General features: G+C 62.8%; 17 protein-coding genes. 8 read left to right on the top strand and 9 right to left on the bottom strand.

Translation table 11 applies throughout. The features are described from left to right. Positions 1-7 precede the first annotated feature (7 nt). The 5 genes from preA to aptA are packed head-to-tail and all read right to left on the bottom strand — an operon-like array spanning position 8 to position 6,671. A complete protein-coding gene (gene preA / locus RUGAMON1_RS05725; protein WP_445229589.1) occupies positions 8-1,303 on the bottom strand; it encodes an NAD-dependent dihydropyrimidine dehydrogenase subunit PreA in 1,296 nt (431 codons plus the stop codon). After that, positions 1,303-2,673, bottom strand: coding sequence for an NAD(P)-dependent oxidoreductase (locus RUGAMON1_RS05720; RefSeq protein ID WP_445229588.1), 1,371 nt, complete (start codon positions 2,671-2,673; stop codon positions 1,303-1,305). Before RUGAMON1_RS05720 ends, preA begins: the two co-directional genes overlap by 1 nt. Before the next feature lie 27 nt (positions 2,674-2,700). Continuing rightward, complete coding sequence (locus tag RUGAMON1_RS05715; protein ID WP_445229587.1) at positions 2,701-4,203, bottom strand: CoA-acylating methylmalonate-semialdehyde dehydrogenase; 1,503 nt, start codon at positions 4,201-4,203, stop codon at positions 2,701-2,703. Between the two features lie 22 nt (positions 4,204-4,225). After that, positions 4,226-5,341, bottom strand: coding sequence for an alanine dehydrogenase (gene ald, locus RUGAMON1_RS05710; RefSeq protein ID WP_445229586.1), 1,116 nt, complete (start codon positions 5,339-5,341; stop codon positions 4,226-4,228). 13 nt (positions 5,342-5,354) lie between these two features. After that, positions 5,355-6,671, bottom strand: coding sequence for an omega-aminotransferase AptA (aptA, locus tag RUGAMON1_RS05705; RefSeq protein WP_445229585.1), 1,317 nt, complete (start codon positions 6,669-6,671; stop codon positions 5,355-5,357). Between the two features lie 214 nt (positions 6,672-6,885). Between aptA and RUGAMON1_RS05700 the strand changes: the two genes are divergently transcribed. Together RUGAMON1_RS05700 and RUGAMON1_RS05695 are read left to right on the top strand one after the other, a co-directional pair. Further along, positions 6,886-8,361 carry an aminotransferase-like domain-containing protein gene (locus tag RUGAMON1_RS05700; protein ID WP_445229584.1) on the top strand — a complete coding sequence of 492 codons (1,476 nt, stop codon included), beginning with the start codon at positions 6,886-6,888 and terminating at the stop codon, positions 8,359-8,361. Continuing rightward, positions 8,343-9,023, top strand: coding sequence for a TetR family transcriptional regulator C-terminal domain-containing protein (locus RUGAMON1_RS05695; RefSeq protein WP_445229583.1), 681 nt, complete (start codon positions 8,343-8,345; stop codon positions 9,021-9,023). Before RUGAMON1_RS05700 ends, RUGAMON1_RS05695 begins: the two co-directional genes overlap by 19 nt. Here RUGAMON1_RS05695 and RUGAMON1_RS05690 read toward each other — a convergent pair. Both RUGAMON1_RS05690 and RUGAMON1_RS05685 read right to left on the bottom strand, forming a co-directional pair. Beyond that, on the bottom strand, positions 8,986-9,873 hold the full coding sequence (locus tag RUGAMON1_RS05690) for a choice-of-anchor A family protein (RefSeq protein ID WP_445229582.1): 888 nt from the start codon (positions 9,871-9,873) through the stop codon (positions 8,986-8,988). The genes RUGAMON1_RS05695 and RUGAMON1_RS05690 overlap by 38 nt on opposite strands. A 110-nt stretch (positions 9,874-9,983) precedes the next feature. Continuing rightward, entirely contained in the window at positions 9,984-11,069 is a 1,086-nt protein-coding gene (locus RUGAMON1_RS05685; protein ID WP_445229581.1) for an FxDxF family PEP-CTERM protein, read from the bottom strand. 145 nt (positions 11,070-11,214) lie between these two features. On the opposite strand from RUGAMON1_RS05685, the gene RUGAMON1_RS05680 reads away from it, so the two are divergent. The 6 genes from RUGAMON1_RS05680 (at position 11,215) to RUGAMON1_RS05655 (ending at position 14,832) form a co-directional block, all read left to right on the top strand. Then, complete coding sequence (locus tag RUGAMON1_RS05680) at positions 11,215-11,787, top strand: GNAT family N-acetyltransferase (RefSeq protein WP_445229580.1); 573 nt, start codon at positions 11,215-11,217, stop codon at positions 11,785-11,787. A 129-nt stretch (positions 11,788-11,916) separates the two neighbouring features. Then, positions 11,917-12,183 carry a hypothetical protein gene (locus RUGAMON1_RS05675; protein ID WP_070267270.1) on the top strand — a complete coding sequence of 89 codons (267 nt, stop codon included), beginning with the start codon at positions 11,917-11,919 and terminating at the stop codon, positions 12,181-12,183. Then, a complete protein-coding gene (locus tag RUGAMON1_RS05670; RefSeq protein WP_445229579.1) occupies positions 12,180-13,109 on the top strand; it encodes a sensor histidine kinase in 930 nt (309 codons plus the stop codon). The genes RUGAMON1_RS05675 and RUGAMON1_RS05670 overlap by 4 nt, the downstream gene beginning before the upstream one ends. Next, complete coding sequence (locus RUGAMON1_RS05665; RefSeq protein WP_445229578.1) at positions 13,106-13,891, top strand: LytR/AlgR family response regulator transcription factor; 786 nt, start codon at positions 13,106-13,108, stop codon at positions 13,889-13,891. The genes RUGAMON1_RS05670 and RUGAMON1_RS05665 overlap by 4 nt, the downstream gene beginning before the upstream one ends. A 118-nt stretch (positions 13,892-14,009) precedes the next feature. Then, on the top strand, positions 14,010-14,435 hold the full coding sequence (locus tag RUGAMON1_RS05660; protein WP_445229577.1) for a VOC family protein: 426 nt from the start codon (positions 14,010-14,012) through the stop codon (positions 14,433-14,435). A gap of 10 nt (positions 14,436-14,445) precedes the next feature. Continuing rightward, the gene (locus RUGAMON1_RS05655; protein ID WP_445229576.1) at positions 14,446-14,832 is read left to right on the top strand and encodes a VOC family protein; all 387 of its coding nucleotides are present in this window, start codon (positions 14,446-14,448) and stop codon (positions 14,830-14,832) included. A gap of 4 nt (positions 14,833-14,836) precedes the next feature. Here RUGAMON1_RS05655 and RUGAMON1_RS05650 read toward each other — a convergent pair whose 3' ends face one another. Both RUGAMON1_RS05650 and RUGAMON1_RS05645 read right to left on the bottom strand, forming a co-directional pair. Beyond that, positions 14,837-16,057 (bottom strand): nucleoside deaminase, encoded by a 1,221-nt coding sequence (locus RUGAMON1_RS05650; protein ID WP_445229575.1) that lies wholly within the window; start codon positions 16,055-16,057, stop codon positions 14,837-14,839. 1 nt (position 16,058) lies between these two features. Beyond that, the gene (locus RUGAMON1_RS05645) at positions 16,059-16,466 is read right to left on the bottom strand and encodes a cytidine deaminase (RefSeq protein ID WP_445229574.1); all 408 of its coding nucleotides are present in this window, start codon (positions 16,464-16,466) and stop codon (positions 16,059-16,061) included. Positions 16,467-16,475: the final 9 nt, after the last annotated feature.

Genomic DNA, 16,475 nt, shown 5'->3' with positions numbered 1-16,475 from the left:
GGGGTTGCTACGCCGTCTCCGTCACCTTGATGTTCTCCGCGCGCGGGTTGCGCGGGTCCTGCGTCCAGTTCATGTATGGCTTGCCTGTATTCTGCGGCACCATCGTGATGCAGCCTTGCACCGGGCAGGTGATTTCGCACAGGTTGCAGCCCACGCATTCTTCCTTGATCACTTCATACGTGCGCACGCCGCTGGCCGCGTCGATGAGTTGCGCGATCGACTGGTGCGACGTGTCTTCGCACGCCACGTAGCAGCGGCCGCACTTGATGCAGTCGTCCTGGTTGATCTGCGCAATCACCTGGTAGTTCATGTCCAGGTATTTCCAGTCCGTCGTATTCGGCACGGCCTTGCCGACGAATTCACTGATGCTCTTGTAGCCCTTCTCGTCCATCCAACGCGACAGGCCGTCCTTCATCTCCTCGACGATGCGGAAGCCGTGCAGCATGGCGGCGGTGCAGACCTGCACGCAGCCCGAACCCAGCGCCATGAACTCCGCCGCGTCGCGCCAGTTGCCAATGCCGCCGATGCCGGAGATCGGCAAGCCCTTGGTCTGCGGATCGCGCGCGATCTCGGCGACCATGTTCAGCGCGATCGGCTTGACGGCCGAACCGCAGTAGCCGCCGTGGGTGCTGGCGCCACCGACGATCGGGAAGGCCACCATCTGGTCCAGGTCCAGGTGGGTGATCGAGTTGATGGTATTGATCAGTGAGACCGCATCGGCGCCACCGGCCTTGGCGGCGCGCGCCGGGGCGCGCACGTCGGTGATGTTCGGTGTCAGCTTGACGATGACCGGCAGCTTGGAGTGCGTCTTGCACCAGCGTGTGACCATCTCCACATATTCTGGAACCTGGCCCACTGCCGCGCCCATGCCGCGCTCCGGCATGCCGTGCGGGCAGCCGAAGTTAAGCTCGATGCCGTCGGCACCGGTGGCTTCGACCAGCGGCAGAATATCGGCCCACAGCTTCTCTTCGCACGGCAGCATCAGCGAGACGATGATGACGCGGTCCGGCCAGTCCTTTTTCACCTGCGTGATCTCTTGCAGGTTGATTTCCAGCGAACGGTCGGTAATCAGTTCGATGTTATTGAAGCCGAGGACTTCACGGTTCTTGCCGTAGTGCGCCGAGTAGCGCGACGACACGTTGACGGCGGCGGGATCTTCGCCCAGCGTTTTCCACACCACGCCGCCCCAACCCGCCTCGAATGCGCGCACCACGTTGTAGGCCTTGTCGGTCGGCGGCGCGGAGGCTAGCCAGAACGGATTGATGGACTTGATGCCGCAGAATTCTATGCTCAGGTCAGCCATTATGCAGCCTCCTTCATACCGTTGATGTCTTGGTGAATGGCGTGTGCCGCCAGTTTTCCGTGCTGTACCGCCTGCACGGTCAGGTCCTGTCCGGGCGCCACACAGTCGCCGCCGGCGTAGATACGCGGCAGGACTGTGCGGAACTGATCATCGACGTGGATTTTGTCACCGTCGCGTTTCAGCGTTTTCGCCAGTGGATCACTGATGCTCTTTTCGTCCATGCTCTGGCCGATGGCTTTGAAGATCGCGTCGGCCGCGATCTCGAAAGTCTCACCGGTGCCAGCCAGACGGCCGTTGGTGATTGCGGTTTTCTCGAAGCGCATGCCGCGCACGCGGCCCGCTTCGTCCAGCAGCACTTGCTGCGGCTGGGCCCAGGTGCGCATGCGGACCTGGTTTTCTTTCGCAATGTGTTGTTCGTGTTCGGTGGCGCTCATCGCGTCGAAGCCGCGGCGGTACACCAGCGTGACCTCTTCCGCGCCGAGGCGTTGAATCTGCACCGCCATATCGATCGCGGTATTGCCGGCGCCGATGACGATGGCGCGCGCAGGCAGCGGCAGCTTGCTCAGGTCATCGGCCTGGCGCAGCGCGGCGATGTAGTCGACGGCGGCCAGCAGACCGGGAGCATCTTCGCCGGTCAGGCCCAGCTGCTTGCTGGCGCCCAGGCCCAGGCCGAGGAACACCGCGTCGTACTGCGCGTGCAGTTCCTTCAGCTGCACGTTGCCGCCCAGCGTCTGGCCATGCTTGATTTCGATGCCGCCGATTTGCAGCAGGAAGTCCACTTCCTTCTGCGCGAAGTTATCGGTCAGCTTGTACTTGGCGATGCCGTATTCATTCAGGCCGCCGGATTTTTCTTTCGCTTCGTAGATCACCACGTCGTTGCCCAGCATCGCAAGGCGGTGCGCGCACGACAGGCCGGCGGGGCCGGCGCCGACCACGGCGATCTTCTTGCCGGTCGATGCGGCGCGTGTGAATGGGTGCTCGGTGATCGTCATGTTGTCGATGGCGTAGCGCTGCAACAGACCGATCTTCACCGGCTGGCCTTCGGCATCGTGATTGCGCACGCAAGCGTCCTCGCACAGGATCTCGGTCGGGCAGACGCGCGCGCAGCTGCCGCCCAGGATGTTCTGCTTGAGGATGCCGACGGCCGCACCGTTGATGTTCTCGTCGTGGATATTGCGGATGAAACTGGCGACGTCGATTTCGGATGGGCAGATGCGCGTGCACGGCGCGTCGTAGCAATACAGGCAACGCGAGCTTTCGATCGCGGCCTGGCGCGCGTTCAGCGCGGGTGCCAGGTCAGTGAAGTGTTCCGCCAGTGTGGCATTGGCTTCCTTCGGCTGGGGCATGTATTTGAGAGATTCGATCATCATACGATTTCCTGGCTGAGATTTTGTTATTTACTTCATCTGAGGGAATGCAAATTCTGCGCCAGCGCTTGCGGTGTTCGGCCAGCGCTGCATCACCGCCTTGTGGCGCGTGTAGAAACGCACGCCCTCCGGGCCGTACGCGTGATGGTCGCCGAACAGGCTGCGCTTCCATCCGCCGAAACTGTTGAAGGCCATCGGCACCGGCAGCGGCACGTTCACGCCCACCATGCCGACCTGGATCTGCCGTACGAACTCGCGCGCCACGCCGCCATCGCGCGTGTAGATCGCCACGCCGTTGCCGTACTCGTTACGGTTGATCAGCTCCACCGCGCTGCCCACGTCCGGCGAGCGCAGCATGCACAGCACGGGGCCGAAAATCTCTTCCTTGTAGATCGTCATATCCGGCGTGACGTGATCGAACAAAGTACCGCCGATGAAGAAGCCGTTCTCGCGTCCCGCCACAACGTGGTTGCGTCCATCGACCACCAGTTTCGCGCCCTGCTCCACGCCTTCGCCGATCAAGCGCTCTATGCGCTGCTTGGCCGCGCTGGAAACGACAGGCCCCATTTCGGCGTCCGACGCCATACCGTCGCGCACTTTCAGTGCGGCGGTGCGCTTTGCCAGTGCGTCGACGATCTTGTCGCCCGCATCGCCAACCGCCACCACCACGGAGATCGCCATGCAGCGCTCACCGGCCGAACCGTAGGCCGCGCCCATCAGCGCATCGACGGTCATCTCCATGTCGGCATCCGGCATGACGACCATGTGGTTCTTCGCGCCGCCCAGTGCCTGCACGCGCTTGCCCGCAGCGCAGCCGCGCGAGTAGATGTATTCGGCGATCGGTGTCGAGCCGACGAAGCTCACCGCCTGCACCACCGGATGATCAAGCAGCGCATCGACTGTGACCTTGTCGCCCTGGATGACGTTGAACACGCCGTCCGGCAAACCGGCTTCCTTCAGCAGCCGCGCATGCAGCAGCGACGGCGACGGATCGCGCTCGGAAGGCTTGAGAATAAAGGTGTTCCCGCATGCGATGGCAACAGGGAACATCCACATCGGCACCATCACCGGGAAGTTGAACGGCGTGATGCCGGCCACCACGCCCAGCGCCTGGCGCATCGACCAGGCGTCGATGCCGCGCGAGATCTGGTCGGTGAATTCGCCCTTCAGCAGCTGCGGAATGCCGACCGCGAATTCCACCATCTCGATGCCGCGCGCCACTTCGCCTTGCGCATCGGCAAAGGTCTTGCCGTGTTCACGCGTCAGCATCGCTGCGAATTCGTCGGTGTGCTGCTGGCACAGTTGCAGGTATTTGAACAGAACACGGGCGCGCGTCAGCGGCGGCGTGGCGGCCCACGCCGGAAACGCTTTTTCCGCGGCGCGCACGGCGGCATCGACTTCTTCCGTCGTACCCAGGGCGACCCTGGCCACCGGTTCGCCCAGCGCGGGATTGAACACGTCCGCATAGCGGCCGCTTTGCGTATCGACTTTAACGCCGTTGATGAAATGGGTGATGGTATCCAGGTTGCTCATGATGTTCTTTCTAATTTCGGCTTCAGCCCAGCAGGCTGTCCGGGTCTACATAGGTATAGCCAAGGCCGTGCGCCACCGCTTCGTAGGTGACGTGACCGAGACAGACATTCAAACCGTTCTTCAAATGCGGATTGGCTTTCAGCGCTTTCTGCCAGCCCTTGTCGGCCAGCGCTACCGCGTGGCCGATGGTTGCGTTGTTCAGTGCGAAGGTCGACGTGCGGGCGACGGCGCCCGGCATGTTGGCCACGCAGTAGTGCACCACGCCGTCGACCACGTAGGTCGGCTTTTCGTGCGTGGTGGCGTACGAGGTTTCGAAGCAGCCGCCCTGGTCGATGGCGACGTCCACCACCACCGCGCCCGGCTTCATGCGCGCGATCATGTCCTTGGTCACCAGCTTGGGCGCCGCCGCGCCGGGCACCAGCACGCCGCCGATCACCAGGTCCGCATCGAGCACCGCTTCTTCGATCGAGTGCGCGTTCGAATACATGGTCGAGATGCGGTTGCCGTAGATCAGATCCAGCTGGCGCAGGCGGTCGATGTTCTTGTCCAAAATCGTCACGCGCGCGCCGATGCCGACCGCCATCTGCAAGGCATTGGTGCCGACCACGCCGGCGCCGATGATGGCGATATGGCCCGGAGCCACGCCCGGCACGCCACCCAGGAGAAGGCCCATGCCGCCCTTGGATTTCTCCAGGTGCGCGGCGCCTGCCTGGATCGACATGCGCCCCGCCACTTCGCTCATCGGCGCCAGCAGCGGCAAGCCGCCGTTGGCGCCGGTGATGGTTTCGTAGGCGATGCAGACCGCGCCCGATTCCACCAGCGCCTTGGTTTGCTCCGGGTCCGGCGCCAGGTGCAGGTAGGTGTACAGGATCTGGCCCTTGCGCAGCATCGCGCATTCTTCCGGCTGCGGTTCCTTCACTTTGACGATCATCTCGGCGCGGGCGAAGATTTCGGCCGCCGCTTCGATGATGGTGGCGCCGGCGCCTTCATACATCGCATCGCTCAAGCCGATGGCGACACCGGCGTTTTTTTGCACAAGTACTTGATGTCCACGCAAAACGAGTTCCTTGACGCTGGCCGGGGTAAGGCCAACGCGGGACTCCTGGTTTTTGATCTCTTTTGGGACGCCTACCAGCATGGTGTTCTCCTCGTTAGTTTAAGTTTTTAAGTACCGTCGTCAGCTTTCCAAAAAGTTCGTCGATGTGCTTCTTCTCCAGCACCAGCGGTGGAGACAGGGCGATGATGTCGCCGGTGGTGCGTATCAGGAGGCCGTCGGCAAAGGCCTGCTTGAAGGCGGCGAAGGCGCGCGCGCCCGGCTTGCCGGCGATAGGCGCCAGTTCGATGCCGGCGATCAGGCCGATGGTGCGGATGTCGATCACGTGCGGCAGGCCCTTGAGCGAATGCACCGCATCGGCCCAGTATTCGGCCATGCCGGCGGCGTGTTCGAGAATCTTCTGTTCCTTGAATACTTCCAGCGTCGCCAGCGAGGCGGCGCAGGCGACCGGGTGGCCCGAGTAGGTGTAACCGTGGAACAGCTCAATGCCGGCCGGCGCTTCCATGAAGGCGTCGTGAATGAATTTTTTGCTGAACACCGCGCCCATCGGAATCACGCCGTTGGTCAGGCCTTTGGCGGTGGTCATCATGTCCGGCTCGACGTCGAAGTAGTCGGCGGCGAATGGTGTCGTCAAACGGCCGAAGCCCGTGATGACTTCATCGAAGATCAGCAGGATGCCGTGCTTGGTGCACAGCTCGCGCAAGCGCTTCAGGTAGCCCTTCGGCGGTATCAGCACGCCGGTGGAACCAGCCACCGGTTCGACGATGACGGCGGCGATGGTCGATGCGTCATGCAGCGCGACGATGCGTTCCAGTTCGTCGGCCAGCTCGGTGCCGTATTCCGGCTCGCCACGGGTGTAGGCATTCTTCTCCAGATTGTGGGTGTGCGGCAGGTGGTCCACGCCGGGCAGCATGACGCCGTAAGGCTTGCGGTTGCCGGCGATGCCGCCCACCGAGATGCCGCCGAAACCGACGCCGTGGTAGCCGCGCTCGCGGCCGATCAATCGAGTGCGGCTCGCTTCACCGCGCGCCTTGTGATACGCCAGCGCGATCTTCAGCGCCGTATCCACCGCCTCCGAACCGGAGTTGGTGTAGAACACATGGCCGAATTTGTGGTTGGTGTACTCCATCAGCTTTTCGGCCAGGTCGAAGGCGGCCGGGTGGCCCATCTGGAAGGTCGGCGCGAAATCGAGCTGGCCCACCATCTCGCGCACGGCGGCGACGATCTTCGGCTGCGCGTGACCGCATGGCACGCACCACAGGCCGGCGGTGCCGTCCAGGATGCTGTTGCCATCGACGTCCTTGTAGTACATGCCGTTGGCCGACACCAGCAGGCGCGGATGTGCTTTGAAATCGCGGTTGTTCGTGAAGGGCATCCAGAAGGACGCCATCGATTCAGGTCTGGATTCGTTCATGCTCATCTCCTGGGATAACAGTCTGCTCGCAGTTTGCTCACAATCGTGTGGATTTTTTTGACGAACCGTAAAAAAATTTACCAGTTGGCAAAATGATGATGCAATAATAGACAGCGCAACAACTATGGCACAGATACACAAATATCAAAACTGCCCAACCGTACTGGCAACAAAAACACTACAGTTTTGCTTTACGCTTTAAGTGGAGTCAAGGATGGAGCTAGCGAATCCTGCGATCGATCAAGCCGACTGCCCGCCCGGAGCGGTGGGCTGGCCCGTGCTCGCCATAGAGCGCAGCAAGAAGGGCAGCCTGGTCGACCAGATCGTCTCGGCCATCAGCGCCATGGTGGGCCGCAGGGAGTTGCGCATAGGAACGAAAATGCCGTCGGTGCGGCAATTTGCGAAGTGTAATGGCATCAGTACCTTTACAGTTGTCGAATCCTATGACCGCCTGGTGACCTTGGGACTGTTGTCATCGCGCCGCGGTTCCGGCTATTTTGTGGCCCGCCAGGACGTCCCGGCGACGCTGCTGCCTTCGACCTTGCAAGCCACGCCGACCGCGATCGACGCCCTCACCCCCGACCTGTATTCCGGCACTTCTGACGCATTGGCCGTGGGCGCCGGCTGGCTGCCGCCCGAGTGGTATGGCGAGGACACCATCCTCGACGCCGTGCGCCACGCGATGCGCATACCGGCCAACAGGCTGCGCGGCTACGGCCATCCGCTGGGTTTCCCGTCGCTGCGCCAACAGCTATCGTCCACCTTGAGCGACGAGCTGTTCCCGGTCGAACCGGAGCAGGTGCTGCTGACCCACGGCGCCACCCACGCCTTCGACCTGATCCTGCGCACGTTGACCAAGCCTGGCGACACCGTGTTCGTCGAAGATCCCGGCTACAGCAACCTGCTGTCGCTGATACGCCACCACGGCTGCGTGCCGGTCGGCATTCCGCGCGGCGAGCATGGCCTCGATTTCGACGTGCTGGCCAAACAGGCCGCGCAGACCCAGCCCAAACTCATGTTCGTCAACACGGTGCTGCAAAACCCGCTCGGCACCTCGCTCAGCGTGGCGCAGGCGCACCGCCTGCTTGGCCTGGCCGAGCAGTTCGATTTCTGGCTGGTGGAGGACGACATCTACCGCGAACTGGCGCCGCGCGGCGAAGCCTCGCTGGCGGCGATGGACGGCTTGCGGCGCGTGATCCGCGTCGGCAGCTTCTCCAAGACCCTGTCGCCGGTGCTGCGCGTGGGTTCGATCTGCGCCTCGGCCTCGTTGATTCCCGAGCTGCTGCGGGTGAAGATGCTGGCCGGGCTGACCACCTCCGAGATCAACGAGCGCGCCGTCTACCACGCCATCACCGCGCGACCCTACAAACGCATGGTCGACAAGCTCTCCACCCAGCTGGAAGCCGGCCGCGAACGCGCCATCGACAGCCTGCGCAGCGTCGGCATGGAACCGCTGGCCAGGCCGCGCGGCGGCATGTTCGTCAGCGCCGGCTGGAGCGAGGCGCCCAGCGCCGACTGGAACGGCAAGGTCATCGCCGACCTGGCGCTCAAGTCCGGCATCCTGCTGTCGCCGTGCGATTTCTTCATGCTGCGCGCGCCGGAATCGATCTGGTTCCGCTTCAACGTAGCCTACACCGACCACCCTCAACTCCTGACCTTCCTGAGACTCACATGCCGACAGCAAAACTGAATGCCGAGCCAGCGCCGAAGATCAAACGGCGCGTTCTCAATCGCGACAAACTGGAAGCCGACATCGCCGCCGAGGCGGTGCGGGTGTTCGCCGAATGCGGCTATGAAGGCACCTCGATCGCCACCGTGGCGGAGAACGCCGGCCTGTCGAAGCAGAACCTGATGTACTACTTCCCCACCAAGCAGGCGCTGTATCAACGCGTGCTGGACGAGGTGCTCGACGAGTGGCTGGAGCGGATGGAAAACCTGGCCGCCGGCGACCAGGATCCGCGCGACGTGCTGCGCACCTACGTGCAGGCCAAGCTGAAATTTTCGCGCGAGCAGCCGTGGGCCTCGCGCGTGTATGCGATGGAGGTGATCAGCGGCGCGCAGATGTACGGCGCGCAGATCCAGAGCCGCGTGGTGCCGCTGGTGCGCAAGGATATCGAGGTGTTCGAGAAGTGGATCAGCGAGGGCAAGATTGCGCCGATCAATGCGACGCACCTGCTGTTCGCCATCTGGGCGATGACGCAGTCCTATGCGGACTTTTCGGCGCAGATGGCGCTGGTGTTGAACCGCAAGCAGCTCACCAGGAAGGACTTCGACGATGCCGAGAAGGTCATCGTCGATATGGTGCTGTCGGCGATCAGCGTGCCGCAGCCTGCTTGCGACGGCGCGCCATGAAGCCCACCAGGCCCAGGCCTGCCAGCAGCATGGCGTAGGTTTCAGGTTCCGGCACGGCGGCAATGGTGTAGCCCCGCACGTCGGTCGACTTGAAGAAGTGGTTGGCATTGATCTGCACCGACGAGCTCCACGAATCGACGATCACATTGCCGTTGATGACGCCGCTGCCGCCGTTGACGCTGGCCAGTGGCGCCAGGATGTTTGCGGTCAGGCCGGTGTGGATGCCCAGGTCGGTCGCCTGGTAGAAGTTGAACAGCACGTTGTAGTTCTCGAAGCCCTGGTAGCCGCCGTTGAAGCTGCCCTTGTCGCCGCTGACGTTCAGGATCAGCGTGGAGCCGGCGGACAGGTTGCTAAAGTTGAAGTAGGTGACTTTCAACAGCGTCTTGGCGTCGATGTCGATTACTTCCACACCCTTCTTGCTGCCGGCGATATTCAGGCCGCCCCACTGCTCGGTGGCGGTGCCGGTGGTCGACAGCTTGGACAGCGAAGTCGAAGCGGACGTCAGCTGGCCGGCCAGCGCAGCCATATTGACGGGCGCAGTGCCGGTCTTGATTTTCGAGTACACGTCGACGCTCTGGGTCAGGCTGGCCTTGCCGCCGACAAAGGTATCGCCGTTCTTGATCGAACCGCTGGTGAATTTCAGGTCGCGGCCGGCGATCAGCGAATAGCTGCCGAAAGCGTCGACATTGTTGGCGTTGACCGAGTAGTTGGCCAGCTGGACATCGCGGCCGGCCATGATGGCGCCTTCGACGTCGGCGCTGGGCGCCTTGAAATCGGTGAAGGAGAATACATTGGCGCCATGCAGCCCCAGATCGAGCACGGCAGCCTGCGCGCCACCCAGGGTAGCCATTGCAAGAACGACAGCAGAAACAGCGGTTTTCGTGACAGCGACCATGAATAGTTCCTTGATAGCAAATTAAATTACTTCAAGTATATCACGTTCCGTTGCCACGAAGCACTTTATCCTTGCTGTTTGCGGCGGCGCAGCACAGCCCCCATCAAGCCCAGGCCGGCCAGCAACATGGCATAGGTTTCCGGTTCCGGCACCGGCGTGGTCGGCACCGAACCGGTGAAACTCTGCAGGTGGATCTCGCCGAACTGGTTCAACGTCTTGGCGAACACCCCGCCTTCGACATTGGCGCCGCCGACGTTGCTGAAGCTGCCATCGGCCACCAGCACCTGGCCGCCAAAGGTGCGGCCGACGGTGACGCTGGTGTCGTGGCCGGCGAAATTCCAGATCAGCTTGCTGCCCAGCGCCTGCGCCTGGTTGAAATTGGCGTTCAGGCTCAGGTTGCTGTCGTCGGTGTTGAAGATCACCGTGGTGGCGCCGCCCAGGTTGAACGAAATGTCGGTCACCTTGCTCGAGAAAATCTTGCTGTCTTCATGCGTCAGGTCGAACACCAGCACGCCATTGACGGCGGTGCCGCTCAGCAGCACGTTGCTGTCGTTGTTGCTGTAGGCGACCGAGGTGCCGGCCGTCGCGTGCAGCGCCGACAGTTGGCTCGACAAGCCGGTCATCAGCGCGCCGAAATTGGTCGAGGTCGAAGCCGCCAGCGTGCTGTTCATCACGCCGGTCGGCGCGGCCAGCACGTTGTTGTGATTGGTGTTGACGTAGCTGCCCGCGTGGGCGCCGCCATTGAAGTTGACACTGCTGGCGGTGCCGGCCACCCAGGCGTCGCCGTTGAAGCTGGAGCCGCTCGCGGAGCCGGCCACGTACGAGGAACCATTGTTGACGTTGATGCCGTTGGCGTCGCCGCCGGTCACCAGGCCCAGCGCGTTCACATGCACGTTGCCGCTGAGCGTGCCGCCCACGGTCAGGCCGGCATAGGCCGAGGCCGGCGTATCGCCGGCGTGCTGCACGTAATCGCCGCCATTGGCGTTCAGGCCCACATAGGCGCGGCCGTCCACGTGCGAGGTCGAGGTCAGGTTGCCGCTGACGACAACGTTGAACTGTTGCAGCATCTGGTTGGCGGTCAGCGGCGCTGCGCAGGCGGTTCCAGACAGAAGGGTTGCGGCGGCTATGGCGATGCAGGTGCGAGCGATCATGGAGCGGTCCTTGGAGGAGATATTAGAAGAATAATATATATTGTATTTAGCATATCATTATTTCCTTCCGTCAGTGTTATGAAAATCACCAACAGGCGTATGAAATCCGCTAAGCTGACAGGCCATCCCCAAAAAAAGAACGCGCATGCCCAGCTTCGCCCCCTTCCAGCTGCAGACCGCCCGCCTGACCCTGCGCTTCGTCGACCACGGCGACGCCGGCGCCATGTTCCGCCTGTTCTCCGATCCCGTCGCGCTGCGCTATTGGAGCAGCGGCCCCTGGCTGCACGCGGACCAGGCCGTCGACAACATCGAACAAACCCTCAAGGGCTACCAGGACGGCAGCTCGCTGCGCCTGGCGGTGGTGCTGCCGGATGGTGAGTTGATCGGCACCGTCACGCTGTATGCCTTCGACCGCCGCAACCACCGCTGCGACATCGGCTACATGCTGGCGCGGCCGCACTGGGGCAAGCGCTATATGCAGGAAGCCTTGGTCGCGCTGATCGCCTATGGCTTCGGCCCGCTGGAACTGCATCGCATCGAAGCAGATATCCATCCCGACAATATTGCCTCGGGCCGCATCCTGGAAGGCCTGCACTTCCGGCGCGAAGGCTTGCTGCGCGAGCGCTGGTTCGTCAGCGGAGAGATCTCGGACAGCGTGATCTACGGCCTGCTGCGCAGCGACTGGGAGCGTGCAACGGTCATTACGCAGCAGCACTGATTTTCCCGCCGCTTATCCTCTGGAATAACCGGCCATCCCGCTCAAACCGCAGTTGATCGGAATCCGCAACAGCGCGCCTGAGGGCTTTGCTACAGTGATTCCATCGCAACGATTTTGATGGAGTCACAAATGAGTAAATTGAACAGCCAGGCCGTGATGGATTTGATGGAAGAAATCTTCCGCGCCTTCGCACAGACCGTGCGCTACGGCGTGCGACTGGTGCAGCGCATGTCGCCGCCCGCGCTGCTGGGCGCCGCGCTGATCCTGGCCTTCATCCTCACCATCCTGCCGCTGGCGATGGTGCTGTTCGCCTTCTTCCTGGTGCTGAAGATCGCCGTCGGCGCCTGCGTGGTCGGCGGCCGCCGCCAGCGCCGCCGCCAGGAGCAGCAGCAATGAAAAAACGAGGGCTGGCCAAGGCCGGCTACGACAACGCCAAAAGCCTGCTCGACATCATCCGCGAGATCGGCGAAACGGCCACCAGCATGTGGTGGCGTTTCTTCGACTGGCTGGCGCAGGTGGAATGGCGCAAGCTGATGATGGTGTGGCTGCTGTTGCTGCTGTTCGGCCTGACGCCGTTCGGCCTGCCCAAGCAGACCGCTGCCTTCATCGCGCTGTCGCTCGGCCTGAAGGTGCTGGCCGGCGGCAAGCGCAAGGCCGAGATCGAAGCGCGCGACGCCACCAGCCACGCCGACGAGGAAGGCATGGAGCGGCGCGTGATCGAGGCGCGCATGGCGGCCTTGCAGGCGCAGGTCGAGCCGCACTTCCTGTTCAACACGCTCGCGCTGATCGGCCAGCTGATCGAGACCGATCCGCCGCAGGCCGCGCGCATCCACCAGAATTTGATCGACTACCTGCGCGCCACTTTGCCGCAGATGCGGGCCAAAGGCAGCGGCACGCTGGGCCGGCAGATCGAGATGTCGCGCGCCTACCTGGCGATCATGCAGGCGCGCATGGGCGCGCGGCTGGCGGTGTCGGTCGACGTGCCGCCGGAAATGCTGAGCGCCACCTTCCCCGTGATGATGCTGCAGATCCTGATCGAGAACGCCATCAAGCACGGCCTGGAGCCGAAGATCGAGGGCGGCCGCATCGACATCCGCGCCAGCGTCGACGGCGCCATGCTGCAGGTGGACGTGCTGGACGACGGCATCGGTTTCAACGTCCACGCCGGCGATGGCATCGGCCTGGCCAATGTGCGCGAACGGCTGCGCATCCTGTACGGCAACCGCGCGCAGCTGGTGATCGAAGCGCCGCTGACGGGCGGCACGCGCGCCAGCGTTCGCATCCCGTATGCGCCGGATATTTTTGCCGGAGGTTCGAAATGAATATCGTCACACCGGGCGGCCAGCGCCGCGCCACCGCGCTGATCGCCGACGACGAGGAACCGATGCGCCGCCAGCTGCGCGCGCGCCTGCTGGAAGCGTGGCCGGGACTGGAGATCGTCGCCGAGGCGGCCAACGGCATCGAGGCCGTGGCGCTGGCCGGCCAGTACCAGCCAGACATCGTATTCCTCGACATCCGCATGCCCGGCCTGTCCGGCATCGAGGCGGCGCGCATGCTGTTCAACCGCTGCCACCTGGTGTTCGTGACGGCCTACGATCAATATGCGATCGAAGCCTTCGAGCAGGGTGCGCTGGATTATCTGTTGAAACCGGCCGGCGGCGAACGCCTGAAGACCACCTGCACGCGCCTGCAATCGCTGATCGGCCAGCAGCCGTCCAACATCGAGCGGCAACTGAGCCAACTGCTGTCCAGCCAGAGCAAGCCGAGCGCCAGGCCGGATTACCTGCGGTGGATCCAGGCGGTGGTCGGCAACAACCTGCGCATGATCAGCACACGCGAAGTGCTGTTCTTCCGCGCCGACGAAAAGTACACACGCGTACAGACCGCGCAGGCGGAAGTGTTGATACGCAAAACGCTGAAGGAGCTGGCGGACGAACTGGACCCGGACGAATTCTGGCGCATCCACCGCTCGACACTGGTGCGGGTCGATGCCATCGAAGAAGTCACGCGCGACTTGCGCGGACGGCAGATGGTGAAGATCCGCAACTTCGACGAACAGCTGGAAGTCAGCCGTGGTAACGCCCACTTATTCCAGCAAATGTAATCTCCGTCTGATCGTTATCAATATATACTTTCCTGCATCGTTCAGCCGCTCCAGGCCGCCGAACGGATGGGGGTAAATATTGATCGAATCTGTTCCAGACCACGACAGGGAGAAAACAATGTCCAGCATACCCAAGCAGACCCGCAGCAACGTCATTCCATGCATGCGCTACCGCGACGCGCCAGCCGCCATCGACTGGCTGTGCACCACGTTCGGCTTTGAAGCGACGCTGGTGGTGCCGAACGAAGACGGCAGCATCGCTCACGCGCAACTCAGTTTCGGCAACGGCATGATCATGCTCGGTTCGGTGTTCGACACCGAGTTCGGCCGCCTGATGAAGCAGCCTTCCGAGATCGGCCAGTTCAACACGCAGAGTTCCTACCTGGTCGTCAACGACGCCGACAAGGTGTACGACAACGTCAAGCAGGCCGGCGGCGAGATCCTGCTCGAAATCAAGGATGAGGACTACGGCGGACGCGGCTTCACCTGCCGTGATCCCGAGGGCCACATCTGGAGCATCGGCACTTACGATCCGGCGGATTAAGGAGCAGACCATGGGACGTCCAGTACATTTTGAAATCCAGGCCAGCCAACCGCAAGTGCTGATCGATTTTTACAGCGAGCTGTTCGGCTGGAATTTCAGCAAATGGGAAGGTGGCGAATACTGGCTGATCGACACAGGCGATCCGGCCCAGCGCGGCATCAACGGCGGCCTGTTGCCGCGCCAGGGTTCAGCGCCCGCGGCAATGCAGAGCGTGAACGCCTTCGTCTGCACGGTCGATGTCGAGCAGCTCGACGATATGCTGGCGAAAGTGGCGGCGCTGAAGGCGGAAGTGGTGGTGCCGAAGATGCCCATTCCCGGCATCGGCTGGCTGGCCTACGCCAAGGACCTCGACGGCAACATCTTCGGCATGCTGCAAGCCGACGCCAAGGCGGCGTAGCACATCAGGCCAGCGCGGCGATCAGGCCGTGGTCGGCGACTTGGGTGGGGCGGATGCGGATGATGTTGCGGTACAGCGGCGGCATGGCGGCGCACAGCGCTGCCAGTTCGGCTTCCGGCATGCCCGGCAGTACGTACTGGAACTGCGTTGGATTTTTCAGCGGCAGCGGGCCTTCCATCGTCGAACCGTAGGCGCCCAGGTTCATGAAGCTGATCGCGCCGCTGTCAGGTCCTTTGGCGAAGACGAAGGTGCCGTCTTTTGGATGGCCGAGATACTGGCGTATCTCTTCCTGCTGCGCCGGCGTGGCGCCGGCCATCAGCTTGTAGCGCAGTTGCGCGTAGGCGCGCGTGGTTTCCATGAAGGCGCTGCGGATGCCCGACTGCGACATCCGACCCGGCATGCACAGCAGCAGATTGCCGAACGAATCCAGCAAGGCAACGGCCTCCCCTGCCCCGCCATGTTCGCGGTCGCGCGCCATCGCTTGCAGCAGGAACGGCGCCAGGCCGGCGTCCGGCTGCTGCGGTGTGCAGCGGTAGGCCAGCGCGTCCGGATACAGCTGCCGGAGCGCGTGCACGATGGCGTGGTCGGACGCCAGCGTCATTGGGCATTTCAATTGTTGTTGCGGCAGATCGGTGTTGAACAGCTCCATCACCTCATTGGCCGTGGCCTCAAACACCAATGAGCATAAGGCCTGCGTCGGTTCGGAGATGGTTTTGCCGATGAAGAAGGACTTCGGCGCGGCGCCCGAACTCGCGCGCGTGTACAGCGAGGAGCCGAGAATGGCCGGGTAGCTGAACGTCGCTTCGGCCTGCGGCCGCAGAGATTCCGGCAGCACGCTGAAGGTGGCGCTGGCGTCGTAGTTGACGCCAGCGCTTTTGTCCGGCGCTGCCACCACCACATTGAAGCCACCAGCAAGGATCGCGCCGCTGCACATGCAGCAGGGATCGAGCGAGGTGACGATGGTGATGTCCTGCGGCTCCGGCAGCTCGCGGCCCTTGGCGCGTTCGGCGTAGTACCAGTCGATCAACTGGCGCTCGCCGTGCGCGGTCGGGTCGAAGATCAGTCCCTGCTTGATAACGTTGTTGTGCAGCGACTGCAGCACGTTGCCGTGCTGGTCGAGCATCAAACCGCCGACACCAAAGGTGCCCTGCGTTTTGGCGGCAATAGCCTCCGACGCCGCGATCGCGACGGCAGCCTGCACATCGATTGTCTTCTTGAAGGCCAAATTACTTCTTCTTCAGGTCAGCGCCGCCAAAGGCGTTCGGCAGTTGTTCGGCTGCGGTGGTTTCGTAGATGTCGCCTTTGAGGTTGGTCAGCAGCACCGGCAGCTCGTTACCGCCTAACTCCAGGATCACCTGGCGGCAAGCGCCACACGGTGCGATAGGGCCGTCAGTCTCACCGATGACGACCAACTGCGCGAAATCGCCCGGCTTGTAGCCATGCGCGAAAGCGCTGAACAAGGCGGTGCGCTCGGCGCAGTTGCACAGGCCGTAGGACGCGTTTTCCACGTTACAGCCGTGGAAAACCTTGCCGTCGTTGGTCAGCAGCGCCGCGCCGACTTTGAAGTTGGAGTACGGCGTGTAAGCCTTCAGGCGCGCGGCGGCGGCTTCGACGATCAGTTCTTGTTTGTTCATGTGCGACTC

Origin of the sequence: Duganella rhizosphaerae (assembly GCF_040364205.1) — a bacterium.
GTDB lineage: Bacteria > Pseudomonadota > Gammaproteobacteria > Burkholderiales > Burkholderiaceae_D > Rugamonas > Rugamonas rhizosphaerae.
Note: the sequence above shows the minus strand (reverse complement) of the source record. Positions and strands in the feature narration are given on the sequence as shown.